Genomic DNA, 22,713 nt, shown 5'->3' with positions numbered 1-22,713 from the left:
GCAAAAAAAGCACGGGATGAATGATTTCATTACGTGCTTTTTTTATAGTGCCAAAACTATCTCCATTTTTACCGCACTTTAAGGATTATAATGTCTCTTGCTATTGTTTACAGCCGTGCCTCTATGGGGGTGCAAGCGCCGCTTGTTACTATTGAGGTACATTTAAGCAACGGAAAACCCGGATTTATACTTGTTGGTTTGCCCGAAAAAACCGTGAAAGAGGCACAAGATCGGGTGCGTAGTGCGTTGATGAATGCACAATTTAAATACCCAGCCAAACGCATTACCGTGAATCTCGCACCAGCAGATTTACCGAAAGAAGGCGGAAGATTTGATTTGCCTATTGCCATCGGTATTTTAGCCGCATCGGATCAGCTTGATGCGAGCCGCTTAAAGCAATTTGAATTTGTGGCAGAGCTTGCGCTAACGGGGCAATTGCGTGGTGTACATGGTGTAATTCCCGCTATTCTTGCAGCGCAAAAGTCAAAGCGAGAGTTAATTATCGCAAAGCAAAATGCCAATGAAGCCTCACTTGTTTCTGATCAAAATACTTATTTTGCGCAAACACTTTTAGACGTAGTGCAATTTCTCAATGGTCAAGAAAAATTACCTCTCGCCACTGAAATTGTGAAAGAAAGTGCGGTAAATTTTTCGGGTAAAAATACATTAGATTTAACGGATATTATCGGACAACAGCATGCCAAACGAGCATTGACCATTGCCGCAGCAGGGCAGCATAATTTACTCTTTCTTGGCCCACCGGGTACAGGGAAAACCATGTTAGCCAGCCGATTAACAGGGCTTTTACCTGAAATGACTGATTTAGAAGCGATAGAAACGGCATCTGTAACGAGTTTAGTGCAAAACGAGTTAAATTTTCATAATTGGAAACAACGTCCTTTTCGCGCCCCGCACCATAGTGCATCAATGCCAGCTTTAGTTGGTGGTGGAACGATCCCAAAACCTGGTGAAATATCCTTAGCAACAAATGGCGTATTGTTTCTTGATGAACTTCCAGAGTTTGAACGAAAAGTGTTAGATGCGCTACGTCAGCCTTTGGAAAGTGGTGAGATTATTATTTCTCGTGCTAATGCAAAAATTCAATTCCCGGCTCGTTTTCAATTGGTGGCTGCGATGAATCCAAGCCCCACAGGTCATTATACTGGAACACATAACCGCACTTCGCCGCAACAAATTATGCGTTATTTAAATCGACTTTCAGGACCCTTTTTAGATCGCTTTGACTTGTCTATTGAAGTGCCTTTATTGCCACAAGGTAGCTTACAAAATACGGGCGATCGTGGCGAAACCAGCGCACAAGTTCGTAAAAAAGTGTTAAAAGTGCGAGAGATTCAAATGGAAAGAGCGGGGAAAATTAACGCTTATTTGAACAGTAAAGAGATTGAGCGTGATTGCAAGTTAAACGATAAAGATGCCTTTTTCCTTGAAAAAGCACTGAATAAACTTGGGCTTTCTGTTCGGGCTTATCATCGTATTTTGAAAGTGTCTCGAACCATTGCCGATCTACAAGAAGAACAACAAATTTCTCAACCGCACTTAGCGGAAGCCTTGGGCTATCGAGCAATGGATCGTTTGTTGCAGAAATTGTCGAATATGTAAAAACGCGTGGAAAGAATACCACGCGTGAAAGGATTAGTAAGTGCTTTGGGTATCTTGCGTACCGCTAATAATTGCAATGCCCGCACTTGCACCAATGCGAGTTGCACCCACTTTAATCATCGCAAGTGCCGTTTCAGTATCACGCACACCACCTGATGCTTTAACACCAATATTGCCGACCGTTTGTTTCATCAATGCAACATCCTCTACGGTTGCACCGCCTTTATTGAAGCCTGTTGATGTTTTAACAAAAGCCACACCGATTTCTTTACAAATTTCACAGGCTTTCACTATTTCATCTTTAGTGAGCAAACAAGTTTCTAAAATCACTTTTAATGGCGTGCCATTACAAGCATTAAATACAGCTTGAATATCTTGTTTTACTGCATCCCATTTTTGCGATTTTATCCAACCTACATTAATTACCATATCAATCTCATTTGCACCCGCTTTAATAGATTCTTGCGTTTCAAATGCTTTGACTGAGGTTAAATTCGCCCCCAAAGGGAAGCCCACCACAGTACAAATTTTTACATTTGAGCCAGCAAGTTTTTCTTTAGCGAGTGGAATATAACCAGAATTGATACATACAGAATAAAATCCGTGTTCAATCGCTTCATTACAGAGTGTCGAAATATCTTGTTCATTTTTTTCTGCGGTAAGTGCGGTGTGATCGATATATTGAGCAAGTTGATTCGGTGTCATGATTTTCCTCCTTTTATTTATGTTTTACCTATTGTAGCAAAAATTCTTTATTTTTGACTATGGTTTTACGCTCAATTACAATCATCTCAACAAGATAAGGAATAAATAAAATGAAGATTAAAAAATTACTCAAGAATGGATTATCCCTCTTTTTAACTTTTATTGTGATAACTAGCATACTGGATTTTGTTCGTCGCCCTGTAGTGCCAGAGGAAATAAATAAAATCACGTTACAAGATCTTCAAGGGAATACGTTCTCTCTTGAAAGTCTTGATCAAAACAAACCCACATTACTTTATTTTTGGGGAACTTGGTGTGGTTATTGTCGTTATACTTCGCCAGCAATTAATTCTTTAGCAAACGAAGGCTATCAAGTTGTATCGGTGGCATTACGTTCAGGCAATGAGGCGGACGTAAATGATTATTTAAGTAAGCATGACTACCACTTCACTACGGTTAATGATCCTAAAGGGGAATTTGCAGAACGATGGCAAATTAATGTGACGCCCACAATTGTGCTGTTGAGTAAAGGCAAAATGGATCTTGTTACGACAGGCCTTACGAGTTATTGGGGATTAAAAGTGCGGTTGTTTTTCGCAGAGTTTTTTGGCTAAGCAGTAGAAAATCTATTACAATACGCAGACTTATTTTAAAGAGGACAGAATTATGATTATCGTAACAGGCGGCGCTGGTTTTATTGGCAGTAATATTGTCAAAGCATTAAATGATTTAGGGCGCAAAGATATTTTAGTGGTCGATAACTTAAAAGATGGCACAAAATTCGCAAATTTAGTTGATTTAGACATTGCAGATTATTGTGATAAAGAAGATTTCATTGCTTCTATTATTGCGGGCGATGAATTTGGCGATATTGATGCAGTATTCCACGAGGGGGCTTGTTCTGCGACTACGGAATGGGATGGCAAATACATTATGCACAATAACTATGAATATTCTAAGGAGTTATTGCACTATTGCCTTGACCGCGAAATTCCTTTTTTCTATGCCTCAAGTGCAGCAACTTATGGAGACACCAAAGTATTCCGTGAAGAACGTGAATTTGAAGGCCCATTAAATGTGTACGGCTATTCTAAATTCTTGTTCGATCAATATGTGCGTAACATTTTGCCAGAAGCAAAATCGCCAGTATGTGGTTTCCGTTATTTCAATGTTTACGGGCCGCGTGAAAATCATAAAGGTTCTATGGCGAGTGTGGCATTCCACTTGAATAACCAAATCTTAAAAGGCGAAAATCCAAAATTATTTTCAGGCAGCGAACACTTCCGCCGTGATTTTGTTTATGTGGGCGATGTGGCTGCAGTGAATATTTGGTGCTGGCAAAATGGCATTTCGGGTATTTACAACCTTGGTACAGGAAATGCAGAAAGTTTCCGTGCGGTGGCTGATGCAGTAGTGAAATTCCACGGTAAAGGCGAGATTGAAACCATTCCATTCCCAGAACATTTGAAATCTCGTTATCAAGAATATACTCAAGCAGATTTAACTAAACTTCGTTCAACAGGCTACGATAAACCATTCAAAACAGTCGCCGAAGGCGTGGCTGAATATATGGCGTGGTTGAATAGAAAATAAATTATTAATGTAATAAATCCCCTATAGCTTATCGGTATAGGGGATTTTATTTAATATAATTGTGATAAATGTGTTAAATAACGCTCATAAGCATTTTGATAATTTTTCACCTGTGATAAGTTGGGATAAGCTTTTGAGTTTTCATCTAAGTGAATGAAGGTTTCGCATAAAAATTCCAGTTCTCCTTCTCCATTTGCCCACATAGCTTGAATTGCTCCTCCTAATGCAGCAGCTTCTTCGTCCTGCAAACATACCACTTCAGAATTCATCACATCAGCAATCATTTGCCGCCAAAATGAGCTTTTCGCGCCACCTCCAATTAGGCGAATTTGTGAGGTTTCGAGGCCAGCTTGACGAAATAAATCTAAGCCATAGCGAAGCGTAAAAGTAGCACTTTCCATCATTGCTCGACAAAGATTTTCTCGTGTGAAATTACTTGAATCTAATCCTAAAATGCTCGCTTTTGTATTGGGTAAAGGTGGAACTCTTTCACCATTAAAGAATGGCAAAATAGTGATGCCATTCGCGCCAATAGGTGCTTGTTGAGCAAGTTGATTTAATTCTTCAATATCAATATTGAGCAAATTCATTAGCTGTTTATTTGAGGAGGTTATATTCATTACACAAACCAGTGGTAACCAGCCATTATTACTTGAACAAAAATTTGCGATCATTGGTGGTAAATTAAGTAATGGCTTTTGCGTATAAGCATACAAGGTACCAGAAGTACCGAGACTCATCGTAGCAATCCCTTCTCGAATATTTCCTGTACCAATTGCTCCCATCATATTATCGCCTCCACCTGTGGAGACGATGACATTCTCATTAAAACCAAATAAAGTCGCAATTTCAGGTTTAATCACACCGATTTTTTGTTCAGCAGAAAGTAATTTTGGTAACACTTCATCCATATTTAATTCTGGTGCAAGATATTTGAAGACTTCTCTTTTCCATTCTCTTTTCACAACATCGAAATAACCACTACCAGAAGCATCACCAAATTCAGTGCAGAATTTTCCTGTTAGCCAATAATTTAGATAATCGTGTGGCAGCATGATTTTGCGAATATTGGCAAATTTGTCAGGATAATTTTGACGAAACCAACTTAGTTTTGAAGCCGTGTAACCAGTTTGGCAAATGATGCCTAATTTTTCAAATACGGCTGTTTGTCCGCCTAATTTTTCGATCAGTATATCATTTTCCGTAGCGGTTTCTGTATCACACCAAAGCTTAGCCTTATATAGAGGACGATCGTTTTTATCTAACATTACCAGTCCATGTTGTTGTCCTGAAATGCCTATTCCCTTCACTAAATTAGGTGAAAAGTGCGGTGAATTTTTTGCTTGTTTCAATGCAATTTGTAATGCTTGTTGTAATGCCTCAATCCACCAATTTGGTTGTTGTTCACGTCTTCCATTGGATTGTGTAATTAATTCATGTTTTGCGTAACCAACTCCAATCACTTTTTTTTGGACAGAATCAAGCACTATTGCCTTTGTTCCTTGTGTGCCACAATCAATTCCTATATACATAATGTCTCCTAAAATAAAAAAGTGCGGTGAAATACAACCGCACTTTTGCTTCATTTTTAGCTATAAATAACTTGGTTTACCAAATTTTCCAAATATTCTTGCTGACCTGAAACTGGTTTTGGCGCTAAATCTTTTTGTTGGACAAGTTGCGCAAGTGTTTCAAGTGAAGTTTTACCTTGCAAAATATGCTGACCAAGTTCACTATTCCAACCTGCATAGCGTTCATTAACAATTTTTTGTAAGGTTTCCTCTTGTAACATTTTTGCTGCACGTTTTAAGGATAATGCCAATACATCAATTGCACCGATATGAGCGTAAAATAAATCATAAGGATCAATACTTTGTCGGCGAATTTTCGCATCAAAATTAAAGCCTCCAGTAGTAAAACCGCCATGTTTTAAAATTTCATACATAACTAACGTATTTTCTTCAACACTATTTGGGAATTGGTCGGTATCCCAGCCTAATTGTGGATCGCCACGATTAGCATCAATTGAGCCAAAAATATCTAATGCACAAGCTGTTGCAATTTCATGTTGAAAGGTATGGCCAGCAAGCGTCGCGTGGTTAGCTTCAATATTAACTTTAATTTCTTTTTCTAAACCAAATTGTTTTAGGAAACCATACACTGTTGCCACATCATAATCATATTGATGTTTAGTTGGTTCTTGCGGTTTTGGCTCAATTAATAATGTACCTTTAAACCCAATTTTATGCTTATGTTCTACCACCATTTGCATAAAACGACCAATTTGTTCACGTTCACGTTTCAAATCGGTATTCAATAAAGTTTCATATCCCTCACGTCCACCCCATAATACGTAATTCTCTCCACCTAAACGTTGAGTGGCATTCATCGCATTAAACACTTGTGTTGCAGCCCAAGCAAAAACCTCAGGATTAGGATTAGTTGCTGCACCAGACATATAACGAGGATTAGTAAAACAATTTGCAGTTCCCCATAAGAGTTTTACACCCGTTTCTACTTGTTTGCGTTCTAAAATATCAACAATATGATGAAAATTTTGTACATATTCCCGCACTGAATTACCTTCAGGTGCAATATCAACATCATGAAAACAATAATAAGGCACGCCTAACTTATTCAAAAACTCAAAAGCAATCTCGGCTTTTTGTTCTGCGCCAGCAAGCAAATTTGGATTTTTCTGCCAACTTCGTTCCAAAGAACCTAGCCCAAACATATCATTCCCATTCCAGCAAAAGGTATGCCAATAACACACCGCTAAGCGTAAATGTTCAGCCATAGTTTTACCTAAAATTACTTGATTAGCATCATAATGTTTGAAAGCAAAAGGATTTGTGGATTTTTCTCCCTCAAAGGAGATTTTTTCAATTTTATCGAAATAGGTTGTCATAACATTTTCCTCTCTAGGTGATGAAATTTTTCGTATTTTTGTGAAAAACTAACTTTTCATCAATTATGTTATTTAATTTTTCTATGTTGATTATTTGCAACTGTGGCGTGGATCACAGTTGTGAAAAAACGTAATAATGGAGAAAGATTTTATAATTGAAAGCCTTTTTTAAAGTGTGAAAACTAACAACTGGAGCAATAACTAGTCCTTCACTTAACTATTGAGGTATCAATATGAAAATCAAATCAGCTTTACTTACCCTTGTTGGTGCATTAACTGTATTTAGTAGTTCTGCCCATTCCAAAGATCTTAAAATTGGTTTATCCATTGATGATTTACGTTTAGAAAGATGGCAAAAAGATCGAGATATTTTCGTAAACAAAGCAGAATCAATGGGTGCAAAAGTGTTTGTCCAATCTGCAAATGGTGATGATTCAGCACAAATTTCTCAAATCGAAAATATGATCAATAAAAATATTGATGTATTAGTAATTATTCCTCATAACGGTGAAGTATTAAGTAACGTTATTTCTGAAGCTAAAAAGGAAGGAATAAAAGTAGTAGCGTATGACCGTTTAATCAATAATGCAGATTTAGATTTTTATGTTTCCTTTGATAATGAAAAAGTGGGTGAACTACAAGCTAAAAGTATTGTGGCTGTAAAACCAGAAGGTAATTATTTTTTAATGGGGGGATCTCCTGTAGATAATAATGCGAAATTATTTAGAAAAGGGCAAATGAAAGTATTAGATCCTTTAATTGCCAGTGGGAAAATTAAGGTTGTAGGAGATCAATGGGTTGATTCTTGGTTAGCTGAAAAAGCGTTACAAATTATGGAAAACGCATTAACAGCTAATAAAAATAATGTGGATGCTGTTGTTGCATCTAACGATGCTACTGCTGGAGGTGCGATTCAAGCCCTTAGTGCACAAGGCTTATCTGGGAAAGTCGCAATTTCTGGGCAAGATGCAGATTTAGCTGCAATTAAACGTATTGTCAATGGCTCGCAAACTATGACTGTTTATAAACCAATTACGAAACTTGCAGATAAAGCGGCAGAAATTGCGGTTGAATTAGGTAAGAATGAAAAAGTAGAAGCTAATGCAGAACTGAATAATGGCTTAAAAAATGTTCCTGCGTATTTACTTGATCCTATCGCTGTTGATAAACGTAATATTAATGAAACTATAATTAAAGATGGTTTTCATACTAAGGAAAGTATTTATCATTAACTTTAAGAGGGAAGAGAAAACTCTTCCCTTACCTCTTAAGGAGTTACGATATGGCATTGTTGGAAATGAAACATATCACAAAAAAATTTGGTGATGTGACCGCACTTCATAATATATCCATTGAATTAGAAGCGGGGGAAATTTTATCTTTATGTGGTGAAAATGGATCTGGAAAATCTACATTAATGAAAATACTTTGCGGTATTTATCCTTGTGGAGATTACAGCGGTGATATTTACTTTTCAGAAAGTGAACTAAAAGCAAGGAATATTAGAGATACTGAAGAAAAAGGCATTTCAATTATTCATCAAGAACTTACTCTCGTAAAGAATATGTCTGTATTGGAGAATATTTTTTTGGGTAACGAAATAACTCATAAAGGTTTGACAGCAGATAATGAAATGTACTTACGTTGCAAAAATTTATTACAGCAGGTGCAATTAGATGCCGATCCCAATACACGAGTAGGAGAATTAGGTTTAGGGCAACAGCAATTAGTTGAAATAGCTAAGGCTTTGAATAAACAAGTAAGACTTCTTATCTTAGATGAACCAACGGCTTCACTTACTGAAAAAGAAACGGAAATTTTGTTAAATCTTATTAAGGATCTTAAAGCACACAATATCGCTTGTATCTATATTTCCCATAAACTCAATGAAGTTAAGGCTATCTCTGACAAAATTTGCGTCATTCGTGATGGTGAACATGTTGGTACGAAAGACGCTTCAACAATGACAGAAGATGACATTATTACCATGATGGTAGGTCGGGAAATTACCTCACTTTATCCACATGAACCTCATGAAATCAAAGATGAAATTTTACGAGTAGAAAATCTCTCTGCTTGGCATCCAATCAATACACATATTAAGCGTGTTGATAACGTAAGTTTTAGTCTTCATGAGGGGGAAATTTTAGGTGTTGCAGGTTTAGTTGGTTCAGGTCGTACAGACATGGTGCAATGCTTATTTGGATCTTATGAAGGTAAGTTTGAAGGAAATATTTTTATCAATCAAAAACAAGTAAATATCAAAAATTGTGCCCAAGCGATTGAACATAAAATTGTGATGGTTCCTGAAGATCGGAAGAAACACGGCATTGTTTCTATTATGGGAGTTGGCAAAAACATTACGCTTTCTTCTTTGAAATCTTATTGTTTCGGAAAAATGGTAGTTAATGAAGCAAAAGAAGAGCAAATAATTGGCTCAGCCATCAAACGACTAAAGGTAAAAACTTTTTCACCAGATTTGCCAATAGGACGACTTAGTGGCGGTAATCAACAGAAAGCGATCCTAGCAAAATGTTTATTGTTAAATCCTAAAATACTGATTTTAGATGAACCAACAAGAGGAATTGATGTTGGTGCGAAATATGAAATTTATAAGTTAATTAACCAATTAGCACAAGAAGGGATTGCTATTATTGTCATTTCATCAGAACTACCAGAAGTTTTAGGCATTAGTGATAGAGTTCTTGTTATGCACCAAGGTAAACTTAAAGCTAGTCTTATCAATACTGCTCTTACTCAAGAACAAGTTATGGAAACAGCACTTAAGGAGTAATCTATGTTTAAGTTAAAATCCGTAAATTTACAAGTTTACATTATGTTAATAGCTATTGCAGTCATTATGGCATTCTTTAGTGTTGCTACTGATGGCGCTTATTTAAGTGCAAGAAATATTTCTAACTTGTTACGCCAAACTTCAATTACTGGCATTCTTGCAATTGGAATGGTTTTTGTCATTATTTCTGCTGAAATTGACTTATCTGTTGGTTCACTTATGGGCCTACTGGGCGGATTTGCAGCTATTGCCGATGTTTGGTGGGGCTTCCCATTACCTGTAACTATTATTGCAACAATTGCTCTTGGTTTAATTTTTGGTATTTGGAATGGTTGGTGGGTGGCTTATCGCAAAGTGCCATCCTTCATTGTTACACTTGCAGGTTATCTCGCATTCCGTGGAATTTTGATTGGTTTGACTAATGGCACAACTGTATCTCCTATTAGTGGAACTATGACAGTTATTGGGCAAGGTTATTTATCAGATATTGCAGGGGTTATCTTAGGTGGTATTGCAGTTATTGGATTTGTTCTTTGGGGAAATTATCAACGTAGAAGTCGCCAGCAGCTCCAGCTGGAAGTGTCTGCATTATCAAAATATTTTACGAAATATGCTTTGTTTGCAGTCATTGTATTAGGAGCAATTTATTTACTTAATGATTATCGTGGCATTCCATTTCCTGTTTTAGTACTGGCAGTTCTTGCAATCTTAGGGTTATTCCTCTCTCGTAAAACTTCATTCGGCCGCCACGTTTATGCGATTGGTGGCAATATTGATACGGCAAAATTATCTGGTATCAATGTAGAGAAAACAAAACTGATTATCTTTGCAATGAATGGTGTGTTAGTTGCAATAGCAGGGTTGATTTTAAGCGCTCGTTTAGGTGCAGGCTCTCCATCTGCTGGGCAAAATGCAGAACTAGATGCGATTGCAGCTTGTGTCATTGGAGGGGCAAGCTTAGCTGGTGGTGTAGGAAGTGTATTTGGGGTCGTTATTGGTGCACTTATCATCGCATCGCTTGATAATGGTATGAGTATGCTTGATGTGCCAACTTTTTGGCAATATATTGTCAAAGGTGGCATTTTGTTGCTTGCTGTATGGATAGATACTAGTAATAAGAAAAAGATGTAATTATTAATTTTAAACCGTCATTTATAAAATGGCGGTTTTTTAATTTTATAGAAATGGTTACCTAACATACCGCTTTCTAGATGATGAAATTTTTCGTATTTTTGTGAAAAACTAACTTTTCATCAATTATGTTATTTAATTTTTCTATGTTGATTATTTGCAACTGTGGCGTGGATCACAGTTGTGAAAAAACGTAATAGATAAAGTAGTTTTAGTAATTTTAATTCTTTTCTTCCTTGACTAAAGTAAATTTGCCTTATACATCAGGAGGAATAATGAATAATTTTTATAATTTTGATGTGATTATTGATCGTCTAAATACATTTAGTGCTAAATGGAATGTAGATAATGATATTATTCCAATGTCTGTTGCGGATATGGATATTCCAGCCCCTCAGATAATGATAGATGAATTAGAAAAATTTAATCGTTTAGGAATTTATGGTTATACTGAATTACCAGCCGACTATTACAAGATAATCAGTGATTATATTTTCGAACAATATCATTATTCTGTTCTCTCTGAAAAAATTGTATTTTGCCCAAGAATAATCCAAGCCGTATCTATTTATATACGAGCATTTACAAAAGAAAATGATGGAATATGTATTCTATCACCTTCATATAGTCCAATATTAAACACGATAAAATTAAATGACAGAAAATTATATCAATGTCCTTTGGTTTATGAAAATAGAAAGTATCATATTGATTTTCATTTATTAGAGGAATGTTTTAAACATTCTAAAGTATTTGTTTTAATTTCTCCTCATAATCCAACTGGAACGATTTGGAATAAAGAAGTCCTTATTAAAATTATAAACTTAGCTAAAAAACATAATGTATTTATCATTTCCGATGATGTCCACGCAGACTTTACACTAACAAATGACTCCCACTATTTAATATCATCATTAGATGAATGGGTAGCAAATCACTCAATGATCTGTTTATCCCCAGCAAAAACTTTTAATATTCCTGGATTGGAAATAGCTAACCTAATTATTGAGAATAAAGAAATTCGAGAAAAATTTATAAAAGAAATGATGGCATTAGGTATACATAATCCAAATTATTTCTCTATACCAGCTATTATTTCGTTATATAAATATTGTACTGATTGGGTAATCTATCTAAAAGAATACATAAAGAATAATAAGAAGATAGTAAAAGAATTTTTCAATGAGTATATTCCATTATTAGATATTACTGAAAGTGATGGAACTTATTTACTTTGGATAAACTATAAAAAGCTAAGTATAAATGAAAATGAATTAGCTTATTGGATTAATAATTTATCAAGAGTAAAAGTATCTTTGGGGAGTGAATTTGGCAAAGAGGGAGATGGTTTCTTTCGTATGAATGTCGCTATGCCTAGAAAAAAATTATTAGAAGCATTGAATCGAATCAAAAATGGGTTTTGTTTATTAAACAATAGGGAGATTTAATATGAAAACCACTCATCGCACAAGAATGCCAACAACATTAGAAGCTTTTTCACCAATCATTGTGATGCTATTACTGTTAGGGCTTGGGTATGCTTTATTTGATTTGCCAGCAGAGCCATTAATGATTATTTCAACGGTATTTGCTGGTTTTTTAGTTATTAAATTAGGTCATTGCTATTTAGATATTTTAGACGCCATTTCAGAAAAAATAGCTAAAACAATGCCTGCGCTATTAATTTTAATTACTGTAGGATTATTAATTGGAACTTGGATTAGTGGAGGAACAATTCCTATGATGATCTACTACGGACTAAAAGCGATATCACCAGAATATCTTTATGTGACAGCCTTATTCCTTACTGCTATTGTTTCCATTTGTACTGGAACCTCTTGGGGGGCAGCAGGGACTGTTGGTGTGGCATTTATGGGAGTTGCGATTGGATTAGACGCCAATTTGGCTGCTACGGCAGGTGCTGTGGTCGCTGGTGCGTATTTTGGAGATAAATTATCGCCATTATCTGATACAACCAATATTGCATCCGCAGCTGCTGGCGTAGATTTATATGAGCATATCGCTCACTTACTTTATACAACATTACCATCTTTTATTCTTTCGGCTACTGTCTATGTGGTATATGGTTTAAACTACGATTTTTCTAATGTAGCGACTCCAGAAAAAGTAAATACAATGATTCATGAGTTAGAGCAAGTTTATCATTTTAACTTTCTATTACTTATTCCTGTCGCTATTGTATTATGGGGATCTATTACTAAGAAACCGACTATTCCAGTGATGTTATTATCAGCATTTATCGCAATTATTAATGCTATCTTAATTCAAAAATTCTCTCTATCTGATGTGATTAATAGCGCAGTTAATGGATTTGATACCTCAATGATTCACCATACTTCAGTTAGCTCTGATTTAAGTCGTTTGTTGAATCGTGGTGGAATGAACTCAATGATGGGAACACTATTAATTTGTTTCTGTGCATTGTCATTTGCAGGTGTATTACAATTGAGCGGTGCATTAACCGTGATTATTCAAAAATTACTCACCTTTGTTCATTCAACTCTTTCTTTGATTATTACAACGATTCTTTGCGGTCTAACAATGATTGGGGTTACTTGTAATGGGCAAATTTCTATTCTAATTCCAGGAGAAATGCTTAAAAATGCGTATGTAGAAAAAGGATTACATCCAAAAAATCTAAGTCGAACAGCAGAAGACTCCGCAACAATTATTGAACCTATTTTGCCATGGACTGCCGCAGGTGCATATATGGCAGGCACATTAGGTGTTGCAACATTGTCTTATTTACCTTGGGCAATTTTATGCTGGAGCGGTATTATCTTTGCTATTATTTATGGTGCAAGTGGAATAGGTATTGCGAAGCTAAAAAAATAAATGTGGTATTGGATATAAAAATGGCCAGTTATTCTGGCTATTTTTATCTTGAAGCTAAATATCTTTTCTATTATAACTTAAATAGCAATTTCCCATAGATAAGGATATAAAATGACGGAACAATACTACAAAATTGCCCTCTTATTTAATGCAAACAAAGTATATGATCGGCAGGTGGTGGAGGGTATTGGACAATATATTCAGGCATCGCAATGCATGTGGGATATTTTTGTAGAAGATGAATTTATCTATCATACTGATACTATTAATCAACTTTCTATTGATGGCATTATTGCAGACTTTGATGATCCAAAAACTGTTGAATTATTGCAACACACTCTTATTCCCACTATAGCAGTTGGTGGATCTTATAAACAAGCTGATTTTTATCCGCACTTTCCTTATGTAGCAACAGATAATATGGCATTGGTTGAAATGGCTTTATCTCATTTACAGGAGAAAGGACTGTCACAGTTTGCATTTTATGGTTTGCAAGTAAATACTCATAAGCATTGGTCTATAGAACGAAGAGATGCTTTTGTAGAGTTGATGGAGAAAAATCATTACCCTATTTACCTATATGAGGGTGTGCAGGTTCATGCTCAAAATTGGTTGGAAGAGCAACAAAAGCTAATTGTCTGGTTAAAATCTCTTCCTTCTCATACTGGTATTATTGCTGTTACGGATGCGCGTGCTCGTCATTTATTGCAGGCTTGTGAATACAGTAAAATTGCTGTACCTGAAGAGCTTTGTGTGGTCGGTATTGATAATGAAGAATTGATCCAATATTTATCGCGTATGTCCCTTTCCTCCGTAGAACAAGGCACGAGAGAGATTGGTTATCAAGCTGCGAAATTATTACACAAATTACTCAATGGTCAAAAAGTTTCACATACCCCTATTTTAATTCCACCGATTACCGTTCACTCTCGAAATTCTACAGATTATCGATCATTAACAGATCCGCTTGTCATTCAAGCAATGCATTATATTCGTCATCGTGCCTGTCATCGAATTAAAGTAGAACAAGTTTTAGATCATCTTGAAACCTCACGTTCTAATCTTGAACAACGTTTTAAGAATGAAATGAATAAAACAATTCACCAAGTCATCCACGAAGAAAAAATTTCCCGAGCAAAGAATTTATTACAACAAACAGATATTTCTATTCAAGAAATTGCTGAGATTTGCGGCTATCCATCAATTCAATATTTTTACTCTGTTTTTAAGAAAGAATTTGAAATGACTCCTAAAGAGTTTCGACTAAATTGTTAAAGGAGCATATTTTTATTCAACTCTGTGCCATAATAACAAGTATTTTTGACCGCACTTTTATCTGAAAGACAGAAAATGAATATTCTAATTATTGGCCCATCTTGGGTTGGCGATATGATGATGTCGCACAGTTTGTACCAGCAACTGAAAATTCAATATCCAAACTGCAATATTGATGTGATGGCACCGAATTGGTGTAAGCCTTTGCTTGCGCGAATGCCAGAGGTGCGTAAGGCGATTGAAATGCCATTAGGGCACGGAGCCTTTGAATTGGGAACGCGTTATCGTTTAGGAAAGTCTTTGCGTGAACAATATGATATGGCGATTGTTTTGCCTAATTCATTGAAATCGGCGTTTATTCCTTTCTTTGCAAAGATTATCCATCGTCGCGGTTGGAAAGGCGAAAGCCGTTATATTTTATTGAATGATTTACGAGCCAATAAAAAAGATTATCCAATGATGGTGCAGCGTTATGTTGCATTGGCTTTTGAAAAAGATGCTGTACCAAAAGCTGATGATATTCCTGTCTTGAAACCCTATTTGACGGTTGAGCCAGCGCAACAAGCTGAAACCTTAAAAAAATTTGAAAAACAAACCGCACTTTTAGGCGAGCGTCCAATTATTGGTTTTTGTCCTGGTGCGGAATTTGGCCCAGCAAAACGTTGGCCACATTATCATTATGCAAAATTAGCAGAAATGTTAATTACCCAAGGCTATGCGGTGGCACTATTTGGTTCTGCTAAAGATGAACCAGTGGGCGAAGAAATTCGTCAAGCGCTGCCAGAAGAGTTGCGTGAGTTTTGTGTCAATTTAGCAGGAAAAACCAACTTGAATGAAGCGGTGGATTTAATTGCAAATTGTACGGCAGTCGTGACCAATGACAGTGGTTTAATGCATATTGCGGCAGCAGTCAATCGTCCATTGATTGCACTTTATGGCCCAACTAGCCCGCAATATACGCCGCCGCTTTCAGATAAAGCAACGATTATTCGTTTAATTGAAGGTGGATTGATTAAAGTCCGTAAAGGCGACAAAGAGGGGGGGTATCATCAAAGTTTGATTGATATTACGCCAGAAATGGCATTAGAAAAACTGAACGAACTGTTGGCAAAATAATGAAAATTTGCTTAGTGAAAAGAAAACTTATAAAGATATTACTTATAAGATGACTTGTTTCATAAAAAAATGCTCGCATTTGGCGAGCATTTTTATCTTTTATATTTTCTTAGTCTAAGGCTTTACCTTTTAATTCGGGGATTAAGAAAATTGTCGCTAACATATCAATTACGTAGATAATCGCAAGTAGAGCGATGGCCGTTTGGAAAGAGTAGGCAAGTACAACTGCGCCCACAACTACAGGTCCAAATCCCCCTACGGCACGACCAATATTGAAAAGTACGTTTTGTGCCGTTGCTCGAGCTTCTGTTGGGTAGGCTTCCGCCATCAATGCACCGTAACCGCCCAGCATTCCGTTCACAAACATACCTAAAAATGCCCCAGCAAGAAGCATGATGTCAGGATCGGTAAGTTGTGAGTAAACCACAATACTTATCACTGCGCCTAATTGGAAAAGTAAGAAACTTGGTTTGCGTCCGATGCGGTCGGCGAGTTGTCCGAAAATCCAAATGCCAACCATCATGCCGCAGACGGTAACGGCTGTCCAAAGCCCAGATTTAGTTAAACTGAATCCAAGTTGTTTTGATAAGAAATTAGGTAACCAAATCATAATGCCGTAATAACCGAAGTTTTGTACGGAGGTGAGTACGACGATACCAAGGCTAATTTTGCTTGTGGCTTTGTCTTTAATAAGAAGCTGGAATGAACGTAATTTATCAGTAAAGCTGGATTGAGTTGAAAGTGCGGTTTGTTTTTGCGTGAAAATTTCAGGTTCGTGCAGATGAGAACGTAAGAACCAAGCGACAAATGCAGGGAAGATACCCACTAAGAACATTCCACGCCAGCCAATATGCGGGAGCAATAATGGTGTAAGCAATGCTGCACCTAACACACCAACTTGCCAACCCAATGCAACATAAGATGCTGCTTTAGCTCGGTGGCGTGCAGGCCATGCTTCTGCTGCTAGAGCCATCCCAATTCCAAATTCACCGCCTAAGCCAATGCCAGCAATTGTGCGATAAATCAGTAAATCCCAGTAACCTTGTGCGAGCGCACATAAACCAGTAAATACCGCAAAGAGAAGAATAGTCCAAGTCAGTACGCGTACACGACCGTATTTATCGCTTAATGCACCAAATAAAATGCCGCCAAATACGGCACCAATCAGAGTCCAAGTTACGAGAGAGCCACCTTGGGCGGGTGTTAGATTTAAGTCTGCGGAAATTGCACTAAGCATGAAACCTAAAATGAGAAGATCGAAACCGTCCATTGCATAGCCGACGGCAGAGCCAATTAAGGCTTTCCAGCCATAACTGTTTACTTTGTTTGTCATGATGTGTCCTTTTGTTACTCGCGGGTAACATTTAAAGTGAAAAGAAAGATGATTAAAAATCGGTGGCTAGTTTACTGCATTGATGAAAAAATTCAATGAACAGAATACGAAAAGAAGAATAAAAAATTGATTTTGAATAAGAAGGAAAGGATAAAATAAGGGGATTAAACAATCTGATGTCATTCAGATTGAACTACTCTAGTCTTAATAAAAGTGCGGTAAAAATTCACCGCACTTTATTCTTTTTTGTTTATCCCTCAATCCCTTCAAACAGTGCTGTGCTTAAGTAGCGTTCAGAAGCTGAAGGCAAAATAACAACAATGAGTTTATCGGAAAATTCTGGTAATTTAGCTAAGCGATCTGCAGCCGCGACAGCTGCACCAGATGAAATACCTGCAAGAATGCCTTCTTCCGCCATTAAGCGACGAGCTGTGGCAAGTGCGGTATCACTATCAACAGTTTCTACGCGATCAATAATAGATAAATCTAAATTTTTGGGAATGAAACCCGCACCGATACCTTGAATTTTGTGTGGGCCTGGTTTTACTTCTTCACCCGCTAAAGTTTGACTAATGACCGGAGATTCCACTGGCTCAACGGCAACAGAAGTGATTTGTTTACCAAAATCTAATTTAATCGCACGAGAAATACCCGTAATCGAACCACCTGTTCCTACGCCAGCAACAACAACATCGACTTTGCCATCCGTATCTTTCCAAATTTCAGGCCCTGTTGTTTCTCGATGAATTTGTGGGTTGGCTGGATTTTCAAATTGTTTAAGCATGACATAGCGGCTTGGATCAGAAGCAACAATTTCTTCTGCTTTCGCAATAGCACCTTTCATTCCTTTTGCGCCTTCGGTAAGCACTAAATTTACACCCAATCCGCACAATAAGCGTTTTCTTTCAAGACTCATTGTTTCTGGCATAGTGAGCGTGATTTTATAACCTCTAGCCGCCGCAACATAAGCCAAAGCAATGCCCGTGTTACCACTCGTTGCATCTACAATCTCTTTCCCTTTTGTGAGCGTGCCATCTTTTTCTGCTTGCCACACCATATTCGCCCCAATACGGCATTTTACGCTGTAGCTTGGGTTACGACCTTCAATTTTTACCACCACATTGCCGTTATGGCCAAAGTGTTTTAAACGCACAAGCGGCGTATTTCCGATAGAATAAGAATTGTCTGCATAAATTGTCATAATATTTCCCTTTCGTTGGACTTCGTTAATGTTGGTTTATTTATAGTACCGCACTTTTGATTAAAAAAATAGTTATTTGATCTATTTATAACTGTAGGCTATTTAACAATCCCTGTATTTTCTGAACGAACATCAAGCCCCGTTTGAGAGGAAAAAGATCTATTCATATTAAAACCTAAGTCATTACGATAATTTTCCACCCACATCAGCGTCGCACCACATACTGCAACAGGCATAATTAATAAATTAATCACTGGCACAAATGTGCAACAAGTAACCAATCCACCAAAAGTTAAACTTTGAGTTCTTTGATTGCCAAGTGCATTTTTCATGATATCAAAAGAGACTTTGTGATTATCAAAAGGATAATCACAATATTGAATTGCCATCATCCAACAAGTGAACAAGAAAGTAAGTACTGGCACGATGGTTTGCCCAACCAAAGGAATAAAACTCAGTAAAAATAAGGCGATAATTTTGGGTAGGCTATAACGTAATTTTTGCCACTCTCGAGCAAGCATACGAGGCACATCCCTCATTATATCCACGAGACCATCATCATTAATATTTTCCCCCGTCAGCATTTTTTCTACTTTTTCCGCCAACAAACCATTAAAGGGGGCTGCGATAAAGCCAGAAAACGTGGTAAAAGTAAAATAAAAGAGCAATAAAATCGTTAAAATCGAAAGTGTCAGTAAAATGACACTGAGAAAACTAAGCCAATCTGGAATAAAATTCATCACCCAATCAATGGCACTGCTGATTTGGCTAATAAAAAGCCAAAATAAACCACAAAGCAAAACAGTATTGAGCAAAATTGGCATAATAACAAAGCGGCGCAAACCTTTTTGTGTGATGAAATGCCAGCCCATCACAAAATAATGGAAACCAGATTTTAATTCATTAAGATTCAACATTTTTCTTTCCTTTCAATAAAAATATGCTTAAAACAGACCGCACTTTTCCTTTAAAATTCCACACTTTGAAGTATTTTTTCATCTACTGAAATATGGTAGCATTAGCACCATTTATAGCACTCTCGCCGAACTATCGCGCGTAAGGAATAAAAATGGATTTAAATACAATTTTGATTATTGTGGGTATCGTAGCACTTGTCGCCTTAATCGTACACGGATTATGGTCAAATCGTCGTGAGAAATCAAAATATTTCGATAAAGCCAATAAATTTGACCGCACTTCTCCAACATCTAAATCCCATACGCAAGAAGAAATGGTACAGCCAAACAATATTTCGCCAAATACCTATGTGGAAAATGGGCATACACCAATTCCTCAACCGACCACAGAAAAATTACCATCAGAAGCTGAATTGATCGATTATCGCCAAAGTGATAAAAGTGTGGATGACATCAAAATTTCTATTCCTAACACGCAACCTATTTATGATATGGGGAATCATCGTTCCGAGCCAATACAACCAACGCAACCTCAATACGATATGCCAACCGCAAATAATGTCGCAAGTATGACCTTAGAACAACTTGAAGCACAAAGTCAAAATGTTGGTTTTAATGGCATTAATTCATCATCGCCAGAATTAAGAGTGCAGCTTGCAGAATTATCTCACGAAGAACATCAAGTAGACTACAACCTCTCGTTCAATGAACCAAAAGCAGAAACGACAGCTCAGCCAAAACAAACAACTGGCTATATTCAACTTTATCTTATTCCAAAATCTAGCGAAGAATTTAATGGTGCTAAATTGGTACAGGCTCTTGAAAACTTGGGTTTTATCTTGGGTAAAGATGAAATGTATCATCGTCACTTAGATTTAAGTGTGGCAAGTCCTGTGCTTTTTAGTGTGGCAAATTTAGAACAACCCGGCACATTCAATGCTTATAACTTAGCGGAATTTAACACCATAGGAATTGTATTATTTATGCAATTGCCCTCTCCAGGTAATAATCTTGCTAATTTACGTATGATGATGCGTGCTGCCCATACATTAGCCGAAGATTTACAAGGTGTTATACTGACTGAAGAACAAGAAATTTTTGATGCAAATGCAGAGCAAGCCTATCTTGCTCGAGTGTAAATTCATACCTTAAATTTACCGCACTTTTATATTCATTTAGACAGGCTTTGTACCTGTCTATTTTCACGCTAAATACATAGAAAAGTGCGGTCATTTTTCTCCGAGAATTTTATGACAAATATTCAAACTCAACTAGACAATCTACGCAAAACCTTGCGCCAATATGAATACGAATACCACGTTTTAGATAATCCGAGCGTGCCTGATAGCGAATACGATCGTTTATTTCATCAGCTCAAAGCCCTAGAATTAGAGCATCCTGAATTTCTGACGTCAGATTCGCCAACTCAACGTGTTGGTGCAAAACCACTTTCTGGGTTTAGCCAAATTCGTCACGAAATTCCTATGCTCTCTTTGGATAATGCTTTTTCCGATGCAGAATTTAATGCTTTTGTAAAACGCATTGAAGATCGTTTAATCCTATTACCGAAACCACTTACTTTCTGTTGCGAACCTAAACTTGATGGCTTGGCTGTGAGTATTTTGTATGTTAATGGTGAACTTACACAAGCCGCCACTCGTGGTGATGGCACCACAGGCGAAGATATTACGGCAAATATCCGCACGATTCGTAATGTTCCATTACAACTTTTAACAGATAATCCTCCAGCACGTTTAGAAGTGCGGGGCGAAGTTTTTATGCCGCACGCAGGCTTTGAGCGTTTAAATAAATATGCGTTAGAACATAATGAAAAAACCTTTGCTAATCCTCGCAATGCAGCGGCAGGCTCTTTACGCCAGCTTGATCCTAATATTACCAGCAAACGCCCGCTGGTATTAAATGCTTATGGTATTGGAATTGCTGAGGGGGTTGATCTGCCGACTACGCATTATGCTCGTTTGCAATGGCTAAAATCTATCGGGATTCCAGTAAATCCTGAAATTCGTTTATGTAATGGTGCAGATGAAGTTTTAGGTTTTTATCGAGATATTCAAAACAAACGTAGCTCGTTAGGTTATGATATTGACGGAACGGTATTAAAAATCAATGATATAGCCTTACAAAATGAATTAGGATTTATTTCTAAAGCACCTCGCTGGGCGATTGCTTATAAATTCCCCGCCCAAGAAGAATTAACCCTGTTGAATGATGTTGAATTCCAAGTGGGTCGAACTGGCGCAATCACACCAGTTGCCAAATTAGAGCCAGTGTTTGTTGCAGGCGTTACAGTAAGTAATGCCACCTTACATAATGGCGATGAAATTGAACGTTTAAATATCGCTATTGGCGATACTGTTGTTATTCGTCGAGCAGGCGATGTAATTCCACAAATTATTGGCGTATTACACGAACGTCGCCCTGATAATGCTAAACCAATCATTTTCCCAACAAATTGCCCTGTGTGCGATTCTCAAATTATTCGTATTGAAGGCGAAGCAGTAGCACGTTGCACGGGAGGATTATTCTGTGCAGCACAGCGTAAAGAGGCGTTAAAACATTTCGTCTCTCGTAAAGCAATGGATATTGATGGTGTAGGCGGAAAATTAATAGAGCAATTAGTCGATCGAGAACTGATTCATACACCTGCGGACTTATTTAAACTTGATTTAACCACGCTCACACGCTTAGAAAGAATGGGTGCAAAATCTGCAGAAAACGCACTCAATAGTCTTGAAAATGCAAAAAGCACGACGCTTGCTCGCTTTATTTTTGCTTTAGGCATTCGTGAAGTGGGCGAAGCCACTGCATTAAATCTTGCTAATCATTTCAAAACTTTAGATGCGCTTAAAGACGCAAATCTTGAAGAACTTCAACAAGTGCCTGATGTAGGGGAAGTTGTAGCGAACCGAATTTTTATATTTTGGCGTGAAGCGCATAATGTTGCAGTCGTGGAGGATTTAATCGAACAAGGTGTGCATTGGGAAACTGTAGAAGTGAAAGAAGCAAGTGAAAACTTGTTCAAAGATAAAACTGTAGTACTGACAGGCACTCTTACACAAATGGGGCGTAATGAAGCAAAAGCCTTATTACAACAGCTTGGTGCAAAAGTAAGTGGTTCGGTATCCAGTAAAACAGATTTCGTTATCGCAGGCGATGCAGCAGGCTCTAAACTTGCAAAAGCTCAAGAACTAAATATTACAGTATTAACAGAAGAAGAATTTTTAGCACAGATAACAAGATAAT

The 22,713-nt window shown here is 37.2% G+C and carries 18 protein-coding genes; 12 read left to right on the top strand and 6 right to left on the bottom strand.

Annotated elements, in window-relative coordinates:
* Nucleotides 1–90: 90 nt before the first annotated feature.
* Nucleotides 91–1,620, top strand: coding sequence for a YifB family Mg chelatase-like AAA ATPase (locus DV356_RS02095; protein WP_118806454.1), 1,530 nt, complete (start codon nucleotides 91–93; stop codon nucleotides 1,618–1,620).
* 33 nt (nucleotides 1,621–1,653) lie between these two features.
* On the opposite strand, the gene deoC is transcribed toward DV356_RS02095, so the two are convergent.
* Nucleotides 1,654–2,325, bottom strand: coding sequence for a deoxyribose-phosphate aldolase (gene deoC, locus DV356_RS02090; protein WP_118806453.1), 672 nt, complete (start codon nucleotides 2,323–2,325; stop codon nucleotides 1,654–1,656).
* A 110-nt stretch (nucleotides 2,326–2,435) separates the two neighbouring features.
* Here deoC and DV356_RS02085 point away from each other — a divergent pair, with 110 nt between their 5' ends.
* A complete protein-coding gene (locus DV356_RS02085; RefSeq protein ID WP_005651783.1) occupies nucleotides 2,436–2,939 on the top strand; it encodes a protein disulfide oxidoreductase in 504 nt (167 codons plus the stop codon).
* Between the two features lie 52 nt (nucleotides 2,940–2,991).
* Nucleotides 2,992–3,918 (top strand): ADP-glyceromanno-heptose 6-epimerase, encoded by a 927-nt coding sequence (gene rfaD, locus DV356_RS02080; RefSeq protein WP_118806452.1) that lies wholly within the window; start codon nucleotides 2,992–2,994, stop codon nucleotides 3,916–3,918.
* A gap of 50 nt (nucleotides 3,919–3,968) precedes the next feature.
* On the opposite strand, the gene xylB is transcribed toward rfaD, so the two are convergent.
* Nucleotides 3,969–5,450, bottom strand: a complete 1,482-nt coding sequence (xylB, locus tag DV356_RS02075) for a xylulokinase (protein WP_181933514.1) — start codon at nucleotides 5,448–5,450, stop codon at nucleotides 3,969–3,971.
* 56 nt (nucleotides 5,451–5,506) lie between these two features.
* Entirely contained in the window at nucleotides 5,507–6,826 is a 1,320-nt protein-coding gene (gene xylA, locus DV356_RS02070; RefSeq protein ID WP_118806451.1) for a xylose isomerase, read from the bottom strand.
* A 233-nt stretch (nucleotides 6,827–7,059) separates the two neighbouring features.
* Between xylA and xylF the strand changes: the two genes are divergently transcribed.
* The 7 genes from xylF to waaF all read left to right on the top strand — a co-directional run bounded on the left by xylF (nucleotide 7,060) and on the right by waaF (nucleotide 15,998).
* Entirely contained in the window at nucleotides 7,060–8,058 is a 999-nt protein-coding gene (gene xylF / locus DV356_RS02065) for a D-xylose ABC transporter substrate-binding protein (RefSeq protein WP_116954250.1), read from the top strand.
* A gap of 50 nt (nucleotides 8,059–8,108) precedes the next feature.
* Entirely contained in the window at nucleotides 8,109–9,620 is a 1,512-nt protein-coding gene (gene xylG / locus DV356_RS02060) for a D-xylose ABC transporter ATP-binding protein (RefSeq protein ID WP_105878699.1), read from the top strand.
* A 3-nt stretch (nucleotides 9,621–9,623) separates the two neighbouring features.
* Nucleotides 9,624–10,751 carry a sugar ABC transporter permease gene (locus DV356_RS02055; protein WP_112083682.1) on the top strand — a complete coding sequence of 376 codons (1,128 nt, stop codon included), beginning with the start codon at nucleotides 9,624–9,626 and terminating at the stop codon, nucleotides 10,749–10,751.
* A 275-nt stretch (nucleotides 10,752–11,026) separates the two neighbouring features.
* Entirely contained in the window at nucleotides 11,027–12,199 is a 1,173-nt protein-coding gene (locus DV356_RS02050; RefSeq protein ID WP_011272389.1) for a MalY/PatB family protein, read from the top strand.
* 1 nt (nucleotide 12,200) lies between these two features.
* Nucleotides 12,201–13,607, top strand: coding sequence for a Na+/H+ antiporter NhaC (nhaC, locus tag DV356_RS02045; protein ID WP_050848340.1), 1,407 nt, complete (start codon nucleotides 12,201–12,203; stop codon nucleotides 13,605–13,607).
* Nucleotides 13,608–13,718: 111 nt separating this feature from the next.
* Nucleotides 13,719–14,882, top strand: a complete 1,164-nt coding sequence (locus DV356_RS02040) for a XylR family transcriptional regulator (RefSeq protein WP_011272388.1) — start codon at nucleotides 13,719–13,721, stop codon at nucleotides 14,880–14,882.
* Nucleotides 14,883–14,957: 75 nt separating this feature from the next.
* Entirely contained in the window at nucleotides 14,958–15,998 is a 1,041-nt protein-coding gene (waaF, locus tag DV356_RS02035) for a lipopolysaccharide heptosyltransferase II (RefSeq protein ID WP_105894463.1), read from the top strand.
* A gap of 109 nt (nucleotides 15,999–16,107) precedes the next feature.
* On the opposite strand, the gene DV356_RS02030 is transcribed toward waaF, so the two are convergent.
* The 3 genes from DV356_RS02030 to cysZ form a co-directional block, all read right to left on the bottom strand.
* Nucleotides 16,108–17,331 (bottom strand): MFS transporter, encoded by a 1,224-nt coding sequence (locus DV356_RS02030; RefSeq protein WP_112083684.1) that lies wholly within the window; start codon nucleotides 17,329–17,331, stop codon nucleotides 16,108–16,110.
* 250 nt (nucleotides 17,332–17,581) lie between these two features.
* Nucleotides 17,582–18,532, bottom strand: coding sequence for a cysteine synthase A (gene cysK / locus DV356_RS02025; RefSeq protein WP_112083685.1), 951 nt, complete (start codon nucleotides 18,530–18,532; stop codon nucleotides 17,582–17,584).
* A gap of 98 nt (nucleotides 18,533–18,630) precedes the next feature.
* Complete coding sequence (gene cysZ, locus DV356_RS02020) at nucleotides 18,631–19,449, bottom strand: sulfate transporter CysZ (RefSeq protein WP_042611693.1); 819 nt, start codon at nucleotides 19,447–19,449, stop codon at nucleotides 18,631–18,633.
* Between the two features lie 152 nt (nucleotides 19,450–19,601).
* Here cysZ and zipA point away from each other — a divergent pair, with 152 nt between their 5' ends.
* Both zipA and ligA read left to right on the top strand, forming a co-directional pair.
* Entirely contained in the window at nucleotides 19,602–20,588 is a 987-nt protein-coding gene (gene zipA, locus DV356_RS02015) for a cell division protein ZipA (RefSeq protein ID WP_118806450.1), read from the top strand.
* A gap of 111 nt (nucleotides 20,589–20,699) precedes the next feature.
* Nucleotides 20,700–22,712: an NAD-dependent DNA ligase LigA gene (ligA, locus tag DV356_RS02010; RefSeq protein WP_118806449.1), complete on the top strand. Its 2,013-nt coding sequence runs from the start codon at nucleotides 20,700–20,702 to the stop codon at nucleotides 22,710–22,712.
* The last annotated feature ends 1 nt before the right edge of the window (nucleotide 22,713 follow it).

Origin of the sequence: Haemophilus influenzae (genome assembly GCF_003494325.1) — a bacterium.
In the GTDB taxonomy this organism is placed as follows: Bacteria; Pseudomonadota; Gammaproteobacteria; order Enterobacterales; family Pasteurellaceae; genus Haemophilus; species Haemophilus influenzae_I.
Note: the sequence above shows the minus strand (reverse complement) of the source record. Positions and strands in the feature narration are given on the sequence as shown.

What these genes read in the sequence shown, in the direction of transcription:
- DV356_RS02095 (WP_118806454.1), top strand. Translation starts at nt 91, where the DNA reads ATGTCTCTTGCTATTGTTTACAGCCGTGCCTCTATGGGGGTGCAAGCG.
- deoC (WP_118806453.1), bottom strand. Translation starts at nt 2,325, where the DNA reads ATGACACCGAATCAACTTGCTCAATATATCGATCACACCGCACTTACC.
- DV356_RS02085 (WP_005651783.1), top strand. Translation starts at nt 2,436, where the DNA reads ATGAAGATTAAAAAATTACTCAAGAATGGATTATCCCTCTTTTTAACT.
- rfaD (WP_118806452.1), top strand. Translation starts at nt 2,992, where the DNA reads ATGATTATCGTAACAGGCGGCGCTGGTTTTATTGGCAGTAATATTGTC.
- xylB (WP_181933514.1), bottom strand. Translation starts at nt 5,450, where the DNA reads ATGTATATAGGAATTGATTGTGGCACACAAGGAACAAAGGCAATAGTG.
- xylA (WP_118806451.1), bottom strand. Translation starts at nt 6,826, where the DNA reads ATGACAACCTATTTCGATAAAATTGAAAAAATCTCCTTTGAGGGAGAA.
- xylF (WP_116954250.1), top strand. Translation starts at nt 7,060, where the DNA reads ATGAAAATCAAATCAGCTTTACTTACCCTTGTTGGTGCATTAACTGTA.
- xylG (WP_105878699.1), top strand. Translation starts at nt 8,109, where the DNA reads ATGGCATTGTTGGAAATGAAACATATCACAAAAAAATTTGGTGATGTG.
- DV356_RS02055 (WP_112083682.1), top strand. Translation starts at nt 9,624, where the DNA reads ATGTTTAAGTTAAAATCCGTAAATTTACAAGTTTACATTATGTTAATA.
- DV356_RS02050 (WP_011272389.1), top strand. Translation starts at nt 11,027, where the DNA reads ATGAATAATTTTTATAATTTTGATGTGATTATTGATCGTCTAAATACA.
- nhaC (WP_050848340.1), top strand. Translation starts at nt 12,201, where the DNA reads ATGAAAACCACTCATCGCACAAGAATGCCAACAACATTAGAAGCTTTT.
- DV356_RS02040 (WP_011272388.1), top strand. Translation starts at nt 13,719, where the DNA reads ATGACGGAACAATACTACAAAATTGCCCTCTTATTTAATGCAAACAAA.
- waaF (WP_105894463.1), top strand. Translation starts at nt 14,958, where the DNA reads ATGAATATTCTAATTATTGGCCCATCTTGGGTTGGCGATATGATGATG.
- DV356_RS02030 (WP_112083684.1), bottom strand. Translation starts at nt 17,331, where the DNA reads ATGACAAACAAAGTAAACAGTTATGGCTGGAAAGCCTTAATTGGCTCT.
- cysK (WP_112083685.1), bottom strand. Translation starts at nt 18,532, where the DNA reads ATGACAATTTATGCAGACAATTCTTATTCTATCGGAAATACGCCGCTT.
- cysZ (WP_042611693.1), bottom strand. Translation starts at nt 19,449, where the DNA reads ATGTTGAATCTTAATGAATTAAAATCTGGTTTCCATTATTTTGTGATG.
- zipA (WP_118806450.1), top strand. Translation starts at nt 19,602, where the DNA reads ATGGATTTAAATACAATTTTGATTATTGTGGGTATCGTAGCACTTGTC.
- ligA (WP_118806449.1), top strand. Translation starts at nt 20,700, where the DNA reads ATGACAAATATTCAAACTCAACTAGACAATCTACGCAAAACCTTGCGC.